This window comes from Flavobacterium sp. ABG, assembly GCF_001027725.1.
In the GTDB taxonomy this organism is placed as follows: Bacteria; Bacteroidota; Bacteroidia; order Flavobacteriales; family Flavobacteriaceae; genus Flavobacterium; species Flavobacterium cupriresistens.
On sequence record NZ_LEKS01000027.1, the window covers coordinates 36141 to 51822 of the forward strand.

A 15682-nucleotide genomic window follows, 5' to 3' on the forward strand; every position below is an offset into this window, starting at 1 on the left:
AAGTTAAGAGATTTTTTCACGCAGATTCTGCGGATTTTTTTTATTACATTCTGCTAAAATCTGCAGAATCTGCGTGAGACTTTTTTTTGCAATGCTTAACTTAATGACTATGGCAAATGCAATTCTGCTATATTATGTATTGAATGATAGCCCAATTTACGATAGCTCTCAAACTGTGCTTCATCAAAAAACTGATCTGCTGTAGACTGCTGTGGAAAATCGGGATTCGCCAACGCATATTCTCGTATATCAATAGGTTCTTTACCTGTCAAACTGGCTTTGATATAAATTAATGTACCTATACTTTTTATACCCGGATAAATAATCGTTCCTTTTATAATATGCTTCTTCGATATACCTTGATGTTTTGTAATATCTTCAAAATTCTCAAAGGTAATTTCTACACCAAAATCAATTCGACATCTTCTAATCGCGTTTGCTAAACCTTCGCAAGCGACGTCCTGATCCTGCTCACCATCTCCTAATATAATGTAGTGACAGCGTCTTCTGATGAGTTCGTACAAGCCCATATTATCGAAGTGTCCTCCATCCGAAAGACAAACATAATCCATATTGATATCGGATTTACCGGTCAAATCATGAATTAGATACAATAAACCTCCTCTTGGATCAGAATCCTTCCATCTTTTAAGTCTCGTATTACCAATCCACCATCCCAGACGGACATTAAAGATTGTCAATAAAAAAGCCATAGGTGCTGAAGAATGATAGCCCCAATTAGGATTCACCGCTGCTCCGGATATCGCCATTGCTGTTCCTATAGTTGGCCCACCTTTTTCATTAGAAAATTTATTGGTAGGACGATAGCCGTATTCATAAACATGGTCAACATCGTAAGTAGACGGACGCGTAGGACTAAAATCATAGCCACAATATAAGGGTGTAAACACGAATGATTCTGCTTTTCGATCTTGTCGGTCGAGAGCTGAAACAACAGTCGCATTAAGGGCTGTATTAAGAATAGGATACGGACCAAAATAACCATCATCGACCTTCATAGACGATAACAATATATCGTCATTGGTATCAAAACCCGTAAATGCGTTTGCAGTTTTAATACGATCTTCCCTGCTACGCGTAGCGCCCATGAAAGCTCTTATAAGACGGTTGCGATAAAAATGGTGAAGGGAAAACTCATTAACCCCCACACGCCAGCTAAGAAAAAGTGTTATCAAAAACAATCCTCCCGTTGTCAGACGATTTATAACATCGCTATTCCCCTCTCTTATAAGGTTTATAATCCCGGAACCTATAAGCAGTACCCCAATCATGAAAATAAAAGGTACCACCTTAACAACGATGTTCACAATATTACTAGACTTATTAGGGTCTTCATCCCCTTTGGATGCAAATGCTATTTTTACTCCCCAGGCAACTATACCGGCCCAACCTCCCCAAGCGACAGGCAAAACAATTGGTGTATCAGTCCATAAATCTGGCATAATAAATACGGCAAAACAAATAATAACCCAGAAAAGTACAAACCGGTTGATATAACCTCCTGTTCTTCCCCACCATTCGCGACGGTAATCGGGAAACATCTTGCCCAATATTGCCATTCTGGTTATTATCGCAAGCGAAAAAATTTCAAGAACAATAGGAAGTCCGAATAACAACATTACTTTATCCGAACATATAGTTCCATTGAAATTTCTGATTGAAATCAATATCAATTCATAATTTTTCCAAAACAAATATAACAATAGACTTAAAATCGCCGCAGCTGAAGCTGAAGATACCGTTAGTATTATTGGAAACCAATTGATAACTCCAACTTTGTGTATTTCATTTTTTACCTCTATTTTTTCTTTGTCAGACAATTTTTCCTTCACTACATTGGCCTTACCTAACTGAATAAGATCATATCTTTTGTGATAATTCCCCAGCAATGCCACTAGAATCAATGCGATAAATGCCGGCAATGAGACATTAAGACCAAACCATACATACAGGTTTTCGCTCTTACGACAAATTTCATCTATACTTATATTAAACATAAATGTACTGACCAAAAAGGCGCAAATAATGGTCCAAACAATTAGCAGATAAGGCAGAATACTTGTAATATTGGTAAGAAAGGGGATGTCAATATTAAAAATATTCCAAATTTTGGTAACCCGGGCAACTTTTCTCTTCTGTTTTACTTTATAGAACGATCGCATGGCAAAAGCAGCTGTAAGCGCTCCAAAAATCAGCATTGCCGTATTCAACCAAAAAAACGGAATTTCATCCTTCTTCTCCAATCCTTTAAATAGGAGTCCGAGAATTTCCCATCCTTTGTAAAGATCCAAAATGAAAGAGAAAACGGTTAATAACACCAATAATAACAAGGTCTGATTGACTAGAGTATTTCTTAACCAAGTCATTCCCGACGTCCAGGCATCGGGAGACATCATACCTACGTTTGGAGAAAGATAATTACTGAACATTCTAAGCCATCGAATCGGACGGACTTCATCGGCAAACGGATCGGATGATTTCTCGGGACATAACTGATCCGTAACTTTACTGAAAGAACCGGATCGTTTTATCCACGATGTATACCAGGTACCGATATAACCACCTCCGGATACTGTCGATATATAATCAATTTTTTCTAAAACGTCCAGACTTGCCAGTCTTTGCAGTATACCAAGATTAAATGTGGCTGAACGAATACCTCCTCCGGAAAAAGCGGTACCGGTAAGCTTCATATCTGTAGCCCGTACCATTGGATCGTATATTTTATCTCCGTCAGAAGTTACTTTTAGCAGATTCTCATTTGTACTTTCATCAACAGTTACGGATGCCTGCCATTCCTCGCCTCTCTTCTTACGTGCTTTATTAATTTCATCCAGCTCGTCATTAAATAAGGTTTCAAACGGTAAGGGAAACTCAGTTCTGATTTTCCTTTCTGAACTATTATTTAGCAATTGTCTAAGAAGTACTCTATCATCAGTGAGGTACTTTATAGCATCATCCTCGTTTTCATCCCACCATGCTTTATGATTTTTAAGATCGGTATCATTTAGAATATTTGAATAATCATACTCCTTCTCTTTTGCTGCATAAAATTGATAGAGACGAATATCATATGCTGATTTGTGCTGTCCGGTAATGGCCTGAACCACCTGTACCGGCATGTATCGAAGTACCGTTGCCAATTTTTTTCGCTCCTCTAAATTTTCTTTATAAAGTGCTGCCCGTATTCGCTGCCTCCAAAAAAAAGGCACCCTAAACAATAAAAGTTCACTGGATTCGGTCTTATCCATATACTTTTTATCAATATTGGTGGCGAGCCATTCTAAAAGATCATAAACGATGTCTAAATATACTTTTGTCAGATTCTTTTCTCCATTTTTATCAGCGCTATGCCAGACCAGGTCAGTTATTTCGTCTATCTGACCGGGAGTCAATTGATTTATACCATAATGGTTTTTGTCCATATTTTCATCCTTACTTACAAGGGTACTCCAAGAATCTTTTTTAAGAAACGCTTTAGGAAAAGTGTTTTGAGGATTGCTTTTTAATATATCCTGAAAAAGGGTAAGATAGGATATCGCTTCAGCGGTGAGGTCGGTTACAATGTCCATAACAAATAAGATTAGGTAATTACTATACTATAGATTCCGGGAGAAAATTCAAACTATTTAATCCTCAATAAAAAAGGAGAATTAATTATTCGTTCCAATTATTAGTATTTCAAAAACTGGATTTTCCAATCTTGAAAACCACATCTAAATTACGTCAAAAGCCCATTTAAAAAACGAGTATAATTACCTGTTTAGAAACCGTTTACTATCATTAAATTAAATACTTTACAACTATCATGTTAAACCACGTATAATCTTATATTTTTTTTCTACTTTAACAACAAATTCATCAAATATGCAGCAACTCCCAAAAAAAGTCAGAAGTAAAAAATTAGGCCCAAAAATCGACTTAACTGCTATGGTAAGCGTCTCTTTTCTGTTGATAATATTCTTTATGGTTGCTACTGAATTGGCAAAGCCAAAAACAATGGATTTAAGTGTGCCTGATTGCGGTGATACTTGCGGTCTGTGTTGTTATGGTGAAAATCGTTCGGTAACAATATTACTGGATGATAATAATAAATTGGTAGTATATATAGGACTTCTGGCATATCCGATTATGGCTCCAAAAGAATTAAATTATGGGAAAGAGGGAATTCGCAAAGAACTTTTAATTAGAAATAAAAATATGCTTGAATATTCTTCCCGTCGCGGGAAACCCGGAAGTGGAATTACAGTAATTATAAAACCTACCAAAAAATCTAATTACGGCAATCTGGTCGATATTTTGGATGAAATGAAGATAACAGGAATTAGCTCCTATGCAATTGCAAATGATTTTACTCCTGAAGAAACTAAATTATTAGCCTCTAACTAGTTTTGTCAACTTGCGAAATCGCAAGTACATCCGATTTTAAATAAAAATGAGGAAACCGAAATCTCCTCATTTTAAAAAAGAACTTACTAAATAATCTGTTAATTCTCAGAACAGATCAAAACCTTGAACAAAGATCTTTCTTAAATAGACTAATTTTTATCCAAAAACGCTTTTAAAATAACAGTATAAGGTTTTTTCCAGCTATTATTTGAATAGTGAGTCTTCTGAAACCTAATTCTAAAAATTAGAACATAAAAAAAAGTCCCACATTGCTGTGGGACTTTCTGTATGGATGTGTAAAGACGCACTGCTGTGCGTCTCTGAGAATTATTTTTTCTCAGTTTTTTCCATTTTAGCTTTTAATGCAGCTAATACATCATTGTTATCTCCTAAAGTTGCAGCTGGTGCATTTGTAGAAGTAGATGAAGTATTTTCAGTTGCAGTTTTCACATTTTTCTCTTCTTCTTCACGGAAGATAGCAGTGTGAGAAGCAACTACTCTTTTGAATTCTTTGTTAAATTCGATTACTTTGAAATCAGCAGTATCACCTTTTTTCAATTTCTTTCCGTCTTCTTTTTCAAGGTGACGAGTAGGAATGAAAGCAACGATATCATCTCCGAATTCTACAGTAGCTCCTTTGTCAACGATTTCAGAAATCTCACCATTGTGGATAGTTCCTACAGCGAAAGAATCTTCGTATTGATCCCAAGGATTAGCAGTAGTTTGTTTGTGACCTAAAGATAATTTACGTCCTTCAACATCTAATTCTAATACTACTACATCAAGTTTTTCACCAACATTTACAAATTCAGATGGGTGTTTGATTTTCTTAGTCCAAGATAAGTCAGAGATGTAAATTAATCCATCAATTCCTTCTTCTAATTCTACGAAAATACCAAAGTTTGTAAAGTTTCTAACGATACCTGTATGTTTAGAACCTACTGGGTATTTAGAAGTGATATCAGTCCATGGATCTTGAGTCAATTGTTTGATACCTAATGACATTTTACGGTCATCTCTATCTAAAGTTAAGATAACAGCTTCAACAACATCTCCAACTTTTACGAAATCCTGAGCAGAACGTAAATGAGTAGACCATGACATTTCAGAAACGTGGATTAAACCTTCAACACCTTCAGCAACTTCGATGAAAGCACCGTAATCAGCGATTACAACTACTTTACCTTTTACTTTATCACCAATAGTTAAATTAGCATCTAAAGCATCCCATGGGTGAGCGTTTAATTGTTTCAATCCTAATTGAATTCTTGTTTTCTCATCATCGAAATCAAGGATTACAACGTTTAATTTTTGGTCTAATTCAAGAACTTCACTTGGGTGGTTGATTCTACTCCAAGAAAGGTCAGTAATGTGAATTAATCCATCAACACCACCTAAGTCAATAAACACACCATAAGAAGTAATGTTTTTAACAACACCTTCTAATACTTGTCCTTTTTGTAATTGACCGATGATTTCTTTTTTCTGTACTTCGATATCAGCTTCGATAAGCGCTTTATGAGATACAACAACGTTTTTGAATTCGTGGTTAATTTTTACCACTTTGAATTCCATCATTTTGTTTACATATACATCGTAGTCTCTAATTGGCTTAACGTCAATTTGAGATCCAGGTAAGAAAGCTTCAATACCGAAAACGTCAACGATCATACCACCTTTAGTTCTGCATTTTACAAAACCATTAACGATTTCTCCTGTTTCATTTGCAGCAATAACTCTATCCCAAGATTTGATAGTACGTGCTTTTCTGTGAGATAATACTAATTGACCTGTTTTGTCCTCACGGATGTCGATTAATACTTCTACTTTGTCACCTACTTTTAAGTTTGGGTTGTAACGGAATTCGTTTAAAGAAATAACACCTTCCGATTTTGCGTTGATATCAACGATAACGTCTCTATCTGTAATTCTAACAACTACACCTTCTACTACTTCTTCTTGATCTGTAGCGATGAAAGTTTTTGAAACTAGTTCTTCGAATTCTAATAAGTTTTTCTCATCTACTGCATCAATTCCTTCTTGGAAGTTATGCCAGTTAAAATTTGCTAAAAACTCTTCTTGTGATTTTAATTGTTCAGACATGCTGATAAAAAATTTGTATTCTGTTTTTCTTGAGTTTCATAAAGCGATAGAAAAAACAGAAGTTGTTTTACATAAATTGTTGATACCTAGTGGAAACTCTACTCTGCCAAAAGGACTGCAAAATTACTACATTTATTTGTACTGACAAAATAAAATACAAATGATTATCAGGCTAGGCTTTCTGCAGTAGTACAGTTGATGTATTTTAAGTTCTAAAACCTTAAAAAATAATTAAACCCGACAGGTTTTAAAAACCTGTCGGGTTTGAATAAATTAAAATCAAAAATGACTTAACATTCTATTTCATTTAATCGCTAAAATTAATCTTATTTAATGCCTTAAATTCTCAACCTCCTTTGGATCGTGTTTATACTTAAAAAGAAAAGCAAACAAAATTAGAATTACAAATGCATAACCAGCAAATGAAAACCAAACATTAGACCATTGCACTGTATTTCCATCAGTAAAATAACCTACCGTTCTTCCAGCAAATTCACCTCCTAAAATTGCTCCAATACCATTAGTCATTAGCATAAATAATCCTTGAGCACTTGATCTAATTTTGCTATCCGTTTCTCTTTCAACAAATAATGAACCTGAGATATTAAAAAAGTCAAAAGCCATTCCGTAAACGATCATTGATAAAACAAGGAAAATCACACCTGATCCAGGATTTCCGATACCAAATAAAGCGAAACGTAATACCCATGCAATCATACTAAAAACCATTACCTGTTTAATACCAAATCTCTTCAAAAAGAAAGGAATAGTCAGAATAAAAAGTGTCTCTGAAATTTGAGATAATGAAATAATAAATACGGAGTGCTCCACTCCAAAGGTTCCTTGATACTCAGGATTAGAACCAAAACTTCTTATAAAAGTATCACCAAACATATTAGTAACTTGTAATGCAGCACCTAAAAGCATCGCAAAAACAAAAAATATAGCCATTTTCTTTTGCTTAAAAAGCACAAAACTATCTAATCCGAATCTACTAGAAAATGATTGGTTTGTGTTTTTATTTTCAGCAGGAACATCAGGCATAGAGAATGAATATATACCAGTAACAATCATGGCAACGGCCGCAAAAACAAACTGATTCGTACTTGATTTCCAATCAGTCAAATCCGTTACCCACATTGCTATAATAAATCCAACTGTTCCCCATACACGAATTGGAGTAAATGCTTTTTGAACATCAAAACTAAATTTATTTAAGACCGCGTAACTAACGGAGTTGTTTAAGGCTATTGTTGGCATATAAAAACAACTTGTTACAAAAATAATCCAATACATTTCTGTTGAATTAGTCGCTTTAGTTGCAAAGAAAATTGCAATTCCAGCAATAACATGAGCAATTCCCAAAACTTTTTGCGCACTAAAATATTTATCAGCAATGATCCCAAGTAAAGCAGGCATGAATAAACTTGCCCATCCCATAGAAGCATAAGTTCTTCCTATAGACAAGCCAATACTACCTCCTTCTAAAGGACCAAAAACCTGGCCCATATATCCACCTAATGAAATCAACCATATTCCCCAAACAAAAAATTGGAGGAAATTCATAATTGTCAGCCTTAATTTTATACTCATATAATAAAATTGTCTTTGTAAAATAATAAATGAAGCGGTAAAACTACCATTAAAAATGAGATCTACAAAAAATTAAACCGTTTTAACAACATCATTTACTAATTCAAGAACAGCTGAAAATTGTTCTTCTCTATCTAAATAAGAATTATCGATTTCAATTGCATCATCTGCAATTACTAATGGAGAATCTGCGCGATGTGTGTCAATATAATCTCTTTCGACCACATTTTTCAAAACCTCTTCATACGAAACAGCATCACCTTTTTCCTGTAATTCATCAAAACGCCTCTGCGCACGCGTTTCCGCACTTGCAGTCATAAAAATTTTAAGTTCAGCATTAGGAAAAACCACAGTACCTATATCTCTGCCATCCATAACGATAGCTTTGTTTTTACCCATTTCTTTTTGTTGCTCTACTAATTTAGCACGTACTTCTGAAATTTCAGCCACTTTGCTTACGTAGCTGGACACCTCAATGGTTCTTATCTGTTTTTCAACATTCTCATCATTCAGATACATTTCTGCAAATCCTAAATCTGCATTGAATTTAAACTCTAATTGAATTTTTGGAAGGAAATCCACAAGGCCTGTTTTATCGAAGAATTCAGGTCCTATTAATTGATTTTGCATTGCAAATAAAGCGACCGCTCTGTACATTGCTCCCGTATCGACGTATACGTATTCTAATTCTTTTGCCAATTGTTTTGCTAAAGTACTCTTTCCTGTTGACGAAAATCCGTCAATTGCAATGGTTATTTTTTTCAAAATAATCTTTTTGATTTTATAAATTAATAATAAGTGTGGACGATTTTTTAATAGTAAATATCTAAAATAATTCTTGATCTGGAAGTATCAATTATTTTTTCTATTCTTTTGAAGAAGGCTTCACTAACCATTGGGCAACCCTGGCTGCGTGAAATATAATAATCCTGTTCATTTTCAGGAACAGCTGAATATCGATGTAAAACTATAGCTCTTTTCAAAGCGTTATTATTGGTTTCATCCAGACCAGCAAGTCTGTAGGCCTTACCAAAAATTCCTTTATAACATTTTTCGATGGAGTATCTTCCTAATGCAGTTGCTTTAGATTCCGGTGTATTGCTAAATTTTAACTCCCCACCAACTCCAGTTTCTGATCCGGATCCGTGGGCAACAAGTCCTTGATCTATAATTTTATCATTTTCAATGTCGTACACAAAAAAACGATTTCTACCGGATTTGATTTTCATATCAACCAGAAAAGCAATTTTTTGATTGTAATTAGAGCTAATCGCAATCTTTTCCTTTACCTCATTGATATGGGTATTTATCCTTTCAATATCTATAGCAGTCAATACATCCTCATCTTCCAAAGCAATATTTGAGGTATTAAAAAAACCTGCAGTTACCAAGAGAATTAAATAAAATAGCTTCATAAAATCACCTATTGAAAGTTAAACATTAGTCCAAAAAGACTAGTATTAGCCGCTAAAGTATATTTTGAATATGAGTAATTAAACTTTAATCGATTCATTTTTAAACCAAACCCTAAAGAAACTCCCGAAAAATTACGTTGTTCCTCAATTCTTAACTCCTCACCTCTTCTAAAATTATACCCCAATCTGATATTAAATGCTTTTTTAGGAAAAAGCTCGACACCAACAATAACATGTCGTAAGGCGTTGTTTACAAAAGAAACTTTCTCTTTACTCGCCGTACCGTCTAAGTTTGTTTCGCCACGAACCGGATTCGAGAACGAAACATTCCATTGTTGCAAATTCTCTAAAGTAAGATGCCAGCGAAGCGGCACGTGCTCTAGTTCTTGCGACACTCCTGCAATAATTTCAAGGGGCAATTTTTCCTGTATTCCGGAATAAGTTGTGAACTGAGTTCCAATATTTCGAATTACAAGAGCCAAATTTAAATCATTTTTTTCAATTATATACAAAAAACCTAAATCAATTGCACCACCGATAGAATTATAAGTTTCTAGCGTTGAAGTTATTAGCTTCACATTCGCTCCAACATGAACATCTGTAAAAGGAATATTATACGCATACCCTAACGAAAGCGCTCCTTCATTACCTGTAAAATCTGAAGTCGCCTGACCGTTTTCGTCATAACCTTCAAATGTACCGTAATTTACATAACTTACTCCGGCATAAAAAGTCTGCAAATGCCTGTCATACGTATAAGCGTAGGAAGCCGTCCCGTAAGAGGCCTGACCGTAATAACTTCCGTAATTCATAGCCAGATGATTGTCCATATCTTCGTTTAAAGTCGCCGGATTAAACATAACCTGATTCACATCGTCGTCGTAAATTGTAATCGTTTTTCCACCTAACGCTGCCTGCCTTGGTGAAGTCGTTAAATTAAGAAACTGATACGTGTAACGACCCCCTATTTGCCCGAAAGAAATCGAACAAATCAATAACATAAAAAATACAACAAGTCGTTTTAACATGCTTTTTGAGGCGTTCCTATAGGGAGATAACGCAACTGCGAAGATAAAATTATAAACTTATAAAAATAAATAAATCCCAAAAATATAAATTCCAAATTCCAAACTAAAAAAGCATCAGTTTATTGGAATTTGGAATTTATATTTTTGGGATTTTATATAGAAATTTATTTTAGCGTTTTAGCGTTTTTAACATTTTGATCTGTCAATGCCAAAGCCAATACTTCACTCATTTCTTTTACATAATGAAAGGTCAGTCCTTCTAAATATTCCGCTTTTATTTCGTCAATATCACTTTTGTTTTCGTGACATAGGATAATCTCTTTGATGTTGGCTCTTTTGGCCGCTAGAATCTTCTCTTTAATTCCACCTACCGGCAAAACTTTTCCACGAAGCGTAATCTCTCCTGTCATAGCAAGACTTTTCTTTACTTTCTTTTGCGTTAACAAAGAAACCAAAGAAGTCAACATGGCGATACCGGCACTTGGACCGTCTTTTGGCGTAGCTCCTTCCGGAACGTGTAAGTGAATGTTGTATTTCTGGAACAACTCAACACTAAGACCTAATTTCTTAGCATTTGCTTTGATGTATTCTAAAGCAATTGTAGCCGATTCCTTCATTACATTTCCTAGATTTCCTGTAATGGTAAGAGCTCCTTTCCCTTCAGAGATCAAAGATTCAATAAATAAAATATCTCCTCCAACACTTGTCCAAGCCAAACCTGTTACAACTCCTGCAACATCGTTATTTTCGTATTTATCACGCTCTAATCTTGGCACACCTAAAACAGTTACAATATCTTCATCTGTAACTTTTTTATTGTATTCCTCCTCCATTGCAACTGCTTTTGCTGCATTACGAATGACCTGAGCAATTTTATTCTCAAGATTACGAACACCGGATTCACGTGTATATCCTTCTACAATTTTCTCCAATTGTTTTTTACCAATTGTCAAATCTTTAGTCGTTAAACCGTGTGCTTCTAATTGCTTTGGAAAAAGGTGTCTTTTTGCAATTTCCACTTTTTCTTCAATCGTATACCCTGACATTTTAATCACTTCCATTCTGTCACGTAATGCCGGCTGAATGGCTGACATATTATTTGAAGTCGCAATAAACATTACTTTAGACAAATCATATCCCATTTCAAGGAAATTATCATAAAAAGAATTGTTTTGCTCCGGATCTAAAACTTCTAATAAAGCAGAAGAAGGGTCACCACTGTTTCCGCTTGAAAGTTTATCAATTTCATCTAAAATAAAAACCGGATTTGATGTTCCTGCTTTTTTCAAACTCTGGATAATTCTTCCCGGCATGGCACCGATATAGGTTTTTCTATGTCCGCGAATTTCTGCTTCGTCACGTAAACCACCTAACGAAATACGCACATACTCACGTCCTAAAGCCTCGGCAACAGAACGACCAATAGAGGTTTTACCAACACCCGGAGGTCCTGTTAAACAAATAATTGGCGATTTCATATCGTTACGAAGTTTCAGTACAGCCAAATGTTCTACCATTCTTTTCTTAACTTCTTCAAGTCCGAAATGATCTTTGTCTAATATTTTCTGAGCGTGTTTTAAATCAAATTTATCTTTAGAATATTCACCCCAAGGCAATTCTAAAAACAACTCTAAATAGTTACGTTGAATCCCGAAATCAGGAGATTGTGGATTCATTCTACGCATTTTTGACAGTTCTTTTTCGAAATGTTTTTGCGTTTTCTCGTCCCATTTTTTAGTTTTTGCTTTCAGCCCCATTTCGTCCATTTCCTCTTCCTGCGAAACGCCTCCCAATTCTTCCTGAATGGTTTTCATTTGCTGATGAAGGAAATACTCGCGTTGTTGCTGATCTAAATCAAAACGAACTTTTGACTGAATGTCATTTTTCAATTCTAATTTTTGCAACTCTACATTCATATAACGTAAAGTTTCAAGAGCTCTGTCTTTTAATCCGTTTATCGATAATAAACCTTGTTTTTCTTTTACCGATAAATTCATATTAGAAGAAACAAAATTGATTAAAAACGACTGGCTTTCAATGTTTTTAATCGCAAAAGTAGCTTCGGAAGGAATGTTTGGACTTTCTTTTATAATTTGAATAGCCAACTCTTTAACAGAGTCCAAAATCGCTACAAATTCGGTATCATTTTCATCGGGACGCTCTTCTGAAACTTCTTTTATAGTAGCCGTAATATAAGGATCCTCTGAAACGACTTCGTCAATTTCAAAACGTTTTTTTCCTTGTAGAATTACAGTAACATTCCCGTCAGGCATTTTCAGAACACGCAGAATTCTTGCTACTGTTCCGATTTTATGAATATCATCTTTAGACGGATCTTCATCTTCTTCATTAATTTGAGAAACAACACCAATGATTTTTCCACCGGCATTCGCATCATTAATTAATTTTATAGACTTATCTCTTCCTGCCGAAATAGGAATCACAACACCAGGAAATAAAACAGTATTACGCAAAGGCAAGATAGGTAACGAAAGCGGAAGCTCTTCGTTATTCATTTCTTCTTCGTCTTCTGGAGTTAATAATGGAATTAATTCTGCCTCTGAGTCAAATTCTTGAAGTGACAGATTGTCAATAGTAAGTATTTTATGGTTTGACATAATAATATATAAGTCGTTTTGTCATTAAAAGTTCAATCCTAACTGTAGATATGGTCTTAGATATGCTAGTTTTTGGTAAAACAATCCTAAGTATATCCTCCACAAGATAGACCGTAAAAATAGACAATCATTGTGCCAAAACAAATTTATACCTTAATTTTATTGTGTGGATAATCCTAAACCTTCTGACGGCTTTAATAAAAACACAAATCAGGAATAGACAATCAATTACAACCACTCCTACTCCCCAATGAACAACGACTATCAAACAAAAAAAGAATATTTCAGAAAAAAAATAAATTAATTTTCATTGAAACTGTAACAAACCCAAAAAAGCAAAGTCCTTATTAAAAACTAGCAACCATTACTTGAATATAACAAACCAAAATATCGAAGAATTAATCACGCTTTGTAAAGAGAACAATCAAAAAGCACAATTCGAAGTTTACAACCGTTATTGTAAAGCCATGTATAATGTGGCGTACAGAATTGTAAAAGACGAACATTTTGCACAAGACGTCATGCAGGAAGGTTTTTTGAAAGCTTTTACAAAAATTAACGACTATAAGCAGGAAGTTGCTTTTGGGGCGTGGTTAAAAAAAATAATTGTCAATTACAGTATTGATTTTTATAGAAAGAATAATGCTCTTCAAATCGAGGATTTAAGCAAGACACTTTACAAAATTGAGGAAGATGATAGTTTCTTTTCTGAAAGTATTGATTTGAACTCCTTAAAAGTAAAACAGGTCTTAGATGCTATTTTAGGATTAAAAGACAATTACAGAATGGTTTTGACCCTCTTTTTTATTGAAGGTTATGATCAGGAAGAAATTTGCGAAATTTTAAATATCAGCTATGCCAATTGTCGGACCACATTAAGCAGAGCTAAAGAAAATTTACGAAAAAAATTAGAGGAAATATGAAAAAGGAAAATGACAACTTAGAACAATTGTTTAAAAAATTAGAAAATCAGTGGGATGTACAGGAAATAAATCCGGATCACCAACTTGATTTCCTGAATAAACTAAACCATCAAAAGAAACCTAAGAGAAATAATTATGCCATGTGGGGAATTGCAGCGTCTATTGCCTTACTGATTGGAATATCTGTTTTTTATAACAACGACGCGAAGCCAAAGCAGTTTCAATTTGCGTCCAACGAAACCAAACGAACCGATTCTATATTCAATATTTTAATTGATAACGAACTGGTTAAACTAAAAGAAAAAAGTTCACCTGAAAATGAGCAAATTATAAATGACGCTTTAAAACAGATGAAAGTTTTTGATGCCGATTACCAGAAAATCATAAACGAATTACAGAAAAATGGCGAAAACAAACAGATTATTTACGCCATGATTAGCAATCTTCAAACCCGAATCTCTTTTTTACAAACGGTTTTACAACGAATAGAAGAAAACGAAAACTTAAAAAATACGACACATGAAAAAACACTATAACCTCCTAATGCTCTTTCTTTTGATTCCTTTCTTGGGATTTTCAAACGATGAAGGCTACATTTCAAAACAAAAAACAATCAAAAAAACCTATATCGTCAATTCCAATGCCGGAATAGATATTGACAATAAATACGGTAACATCACTGTAACAACCTGGGATGAAGATAAAATTGATCTGGACATTACCATCAAAGTAACAGGAGGAAATGAAAATTGGGTAAACGAAAGATTAAATAGCATAACGGTAGATATTACGGCTTTAAAAGCAATGGTTAGCGCTGTAACGTCGCTTGGAAGTTCTTCTTTTAAAAGCAGAGGAAGCAGCAATAGTTTTGAAATTAACTATGTCATTAAAATTCCAAAAAACGGGACAGTAAAACTTAGTAACAAATATGGAAACATTATTACGGGTGATCTGGCTTCTACTACTGATATTTTCTGCAAATACGGCAAAGTAGAACTTAGTAAATTAAACGGAAATGCTAATAACATTCAAATTGAGTACTGTCAAAATTCAACCATTGATTATATTAAAAGCGGAACTATTGAAGCCCGATATTCCGGACTAAAAATCAATGATGCCGGTAAAATTACCCTCGACACCAATTATACAGACCTAGTGATTGGTGATGGACAAAGTGTTAAGTACGATTGTAATTACGGGAAATTTAAGTTTGAAAAAATAGGCTCTGTTACCGGTTCCGGAAATTACCTTACAGTCAATGTTGGAGAGCTCTTAAGCAACTTAAGCGCCGATCTGACCTACAGTAAACTAAGTGTTGGAATCATAAACGAAAAAGCCAATAACGTGACTGTAACCTCCGAATACTCCGATATTTCATTGGGTTATGATACTAACTTCGCTTTTGATTTTGATATCAACAATCGATATGGTGGTATTAAAAATGATGGTTCATTAGATATCTCATCTTCAGAAACTAAAAACAGTAGTAAAAGAATAAGTGGCTTTTATAAGAAAAAAGGACAAAATAAAATCGCTGTCAATTCAAGTTATGGCAGTGTAACGTTAACTAAAAAACAATAACCAAAAAAAGT

At 34.5% G+C, this 15682-nt stretch carries 11 protein-coding genes; 4 read left to right on the forward strand and 7 right to left on the reverse strand.

The window, feature by feature from the left end:
• Window positions 1-107 precede the first annotated feature (107 nt).
• On the reverse strand, window positions 108-3593 hold the full coding sequence (locus AB674_RS20450) for a patatin-like phospholipase family protein (protein ID WP_047779151.1): 3486 nt from the start codon (window positions 3591-3593) through the stop codon (window positions 108-110).
• A 295-nt stretch (window positions 3594-3888) separates the two neighbouring features.
• Between AB674_RS20450 and AB674_RS20455 the strand changes: the two genes are divergently transcribed.
• Window positions 3889-4410, forward strand: coding sequence for an ExbD/TolR family protein (locus AB674_RS20455; RefSeq protein WP_047779152.1), 522 nt, complete (start codon window positions 3889-3891; stop codon window positions 4408-4410).
• A 327-nt stretch (window positions 4411-4737) separates the two neighbouring features.
• Here AB674_RS20455 and rpsA read toward each other — a convergent pair whose 3' ends face one another.
• From rpsA to lon, 6 genes are all read right to left on the reverse strand, one after another.
• Window positions 4738-6513: a 30S ribosomal protein S1 gene (gene rpsA / locus AB674_RS20460; RefSeq protein ID WP_047779153.1), complete on the reverse strand. Its 1776-nt coding sequence runs from the start codon at window positions 6511-6513 to the stop codon at window positions 4738-4740.
• A 330-nt stretch (window positions 6514-6843) separates the two neighbouring features.
• Window positions 6844-8106: a nucleoside permease gene (locus AB674_RS20465; protein WP_047779154.1), complete on the reverse strand. Its 1263-nt coding sequence runs from the start codon at window positions 8104-8106 to the stop codon at window positions 6844-6846.
• 72 nt (window positions 8107-8178) lie between these two features.
• On the reverse strand, window positions 8179-8871 hold the full coding sequence (gene cmk, locus AB674_RS20470) for a (d)CMP kinase (protein ID WP_047779155.1): 693 nt from the start codon (window positions 8869-8871) through the stop codon (window positions 8179-8181).
• 47 nt (window positions 8872-8918) lie between these two features.
• The gene (locus tag AB674_RS20475; protein WP_047779156.1) at window positions 8919-9521 is read right to left on the reverse strand and encodes a murein L,D-transpeptidase catalytic domain-containing protein; all 603 of its coding nucleotides are present in this window, start codon (window positions 9519-9521) and stop codon (window positions 8919-8921) included.
• Window positions 9522-9529: 8 nt separating this feature from the next.
• Window positions 9530-10549, reverse strand: a complete 1020-nt coding sequence (gene porQ / locus AB674_RS20480) for a type IX secretion system protein PorQ (protein WP_047779157.1) — start codon at window positions 10547-10549, stop codon at window positions 9530-9532.
• A gap of 164 nt (window positions 10550-10713) precedes the next feature.
• Window positions 10714-13167: an endopeptidase La gene (gene lon / locus AB674_RS20485; RefSeq protein WP_047779158.1), complete on the reverse strand. Its 2454-nt coding sequence runs from the start codon at window positions 13165-13167 to the stop codon at window positions 10714-10716.
• 368 nt (window positions 13168-13535) lie between these two features.
• Here lon and AB674_RS20490 point away from each other — a divergent pair, with 368 nt between their 5' ends.
• From AB674_RS20490 to AB674_RS20500, 3 genes are read left to right on the forward strand one after another with little or no spacing between them, the layout of a single operon-like run.
• Entirely contained in the window at window positions 13536-14090 is a 555-nt protein-coding gene (locus AB674_RS20490) for an RNA polymerase sigma factor (RefSeq protein WP_047779159.1), read from the forward strand.
• Window positions 14087-14626 carry a hypothetical protein gene (locus AB674_RS20495; RefSeq protein WP_047779160.1) on the forward strand — a complete coding sequence of 180 codons (540 nt, stop codon included), beginning with the start codon at window positions 14087-14089 and terminating at the stop codon, window positions 14624-14626. The genes AB674_RS20490 and AB674_RS20495 overlap by 4 nt, the downstream gene beginning before the upstream one ends.
• Window positions 14610-15671 (forward strand): hypothetical protein, encoded by a 1062-nt coding sequence (locus tag AB674_RS20500; protein WP_047779161.1) that lies wholly within the window; start codon window positions 14610-14612, stop codon window positions 15669-15671. Before AB674_RS20495 ends, AB674_RS20500 begins: the two co-directional genes overlap by 17 nt.
• The last annotated feature ends 11 nt before the right edge of the window (window positions 15672-15682 follow it).

Coding starts and splice junctions, on each gene's coding strand:
- AB674_RS20450 (WP_047779151.1), bottom strand. CDS start 3,593: ATGGACATTGTAACCGACCTCACCGCTGAAGCGATATCCTATCTTACC.
- AB674_RS20455 (WP_047779152.1), top strand. CDS start 3,889: ATGCAGCAACTCCCAAAAAAAGTCAGAAGTAAAAAATTAGGCCCAAAA.
- rpsA (WP_047779153.1), bottom strand. CDS start 6,513: ATGTCTGAACAATTAAAATCACAAGAAGAGTTTTTAGCAAATTTTAAC.
- AB674_RS20465 (WP_047779154.1), bottom strand. CDS start 8,106: ATGAGTATAAAATTAAGGCTGACAATTATGAATTTCCTCCAATTTTTT.
- AB674_RS20475 (WP_047779156.1), bottom strand. CDS start 9,521: ATGAAGCTATTTTATTTAATTCTCTTGGTAACTGCAGGTTTTTTTAAT.
- porQ (WP_047779157.1), bottom strand. CDS start 10,549: ATGTTAAAACGACTTGTTGTATTTTTTATGTTATTGATTTGTTCGATT.
- lon (WP_047779158.1), bottom strand. CDS start 13,167: ATGTCAAACCATAAAATACTTACTATTGACAATCTGTCACTTCAAGAA.
- AB674_RS20495 (WP_047779160.1), top strand. CDS start 14,087: ATGAAAAAGGAAAATGACAACTTAGAACAATTGTTTAAAAAATTAGAA.
- AB674_RS20500 (WP_047779161.1), top strand. CDS start 14,610: ATGAAAAAACACTATAACCTCCTAATGCTCTTTCTTTTGATTCCTTTC.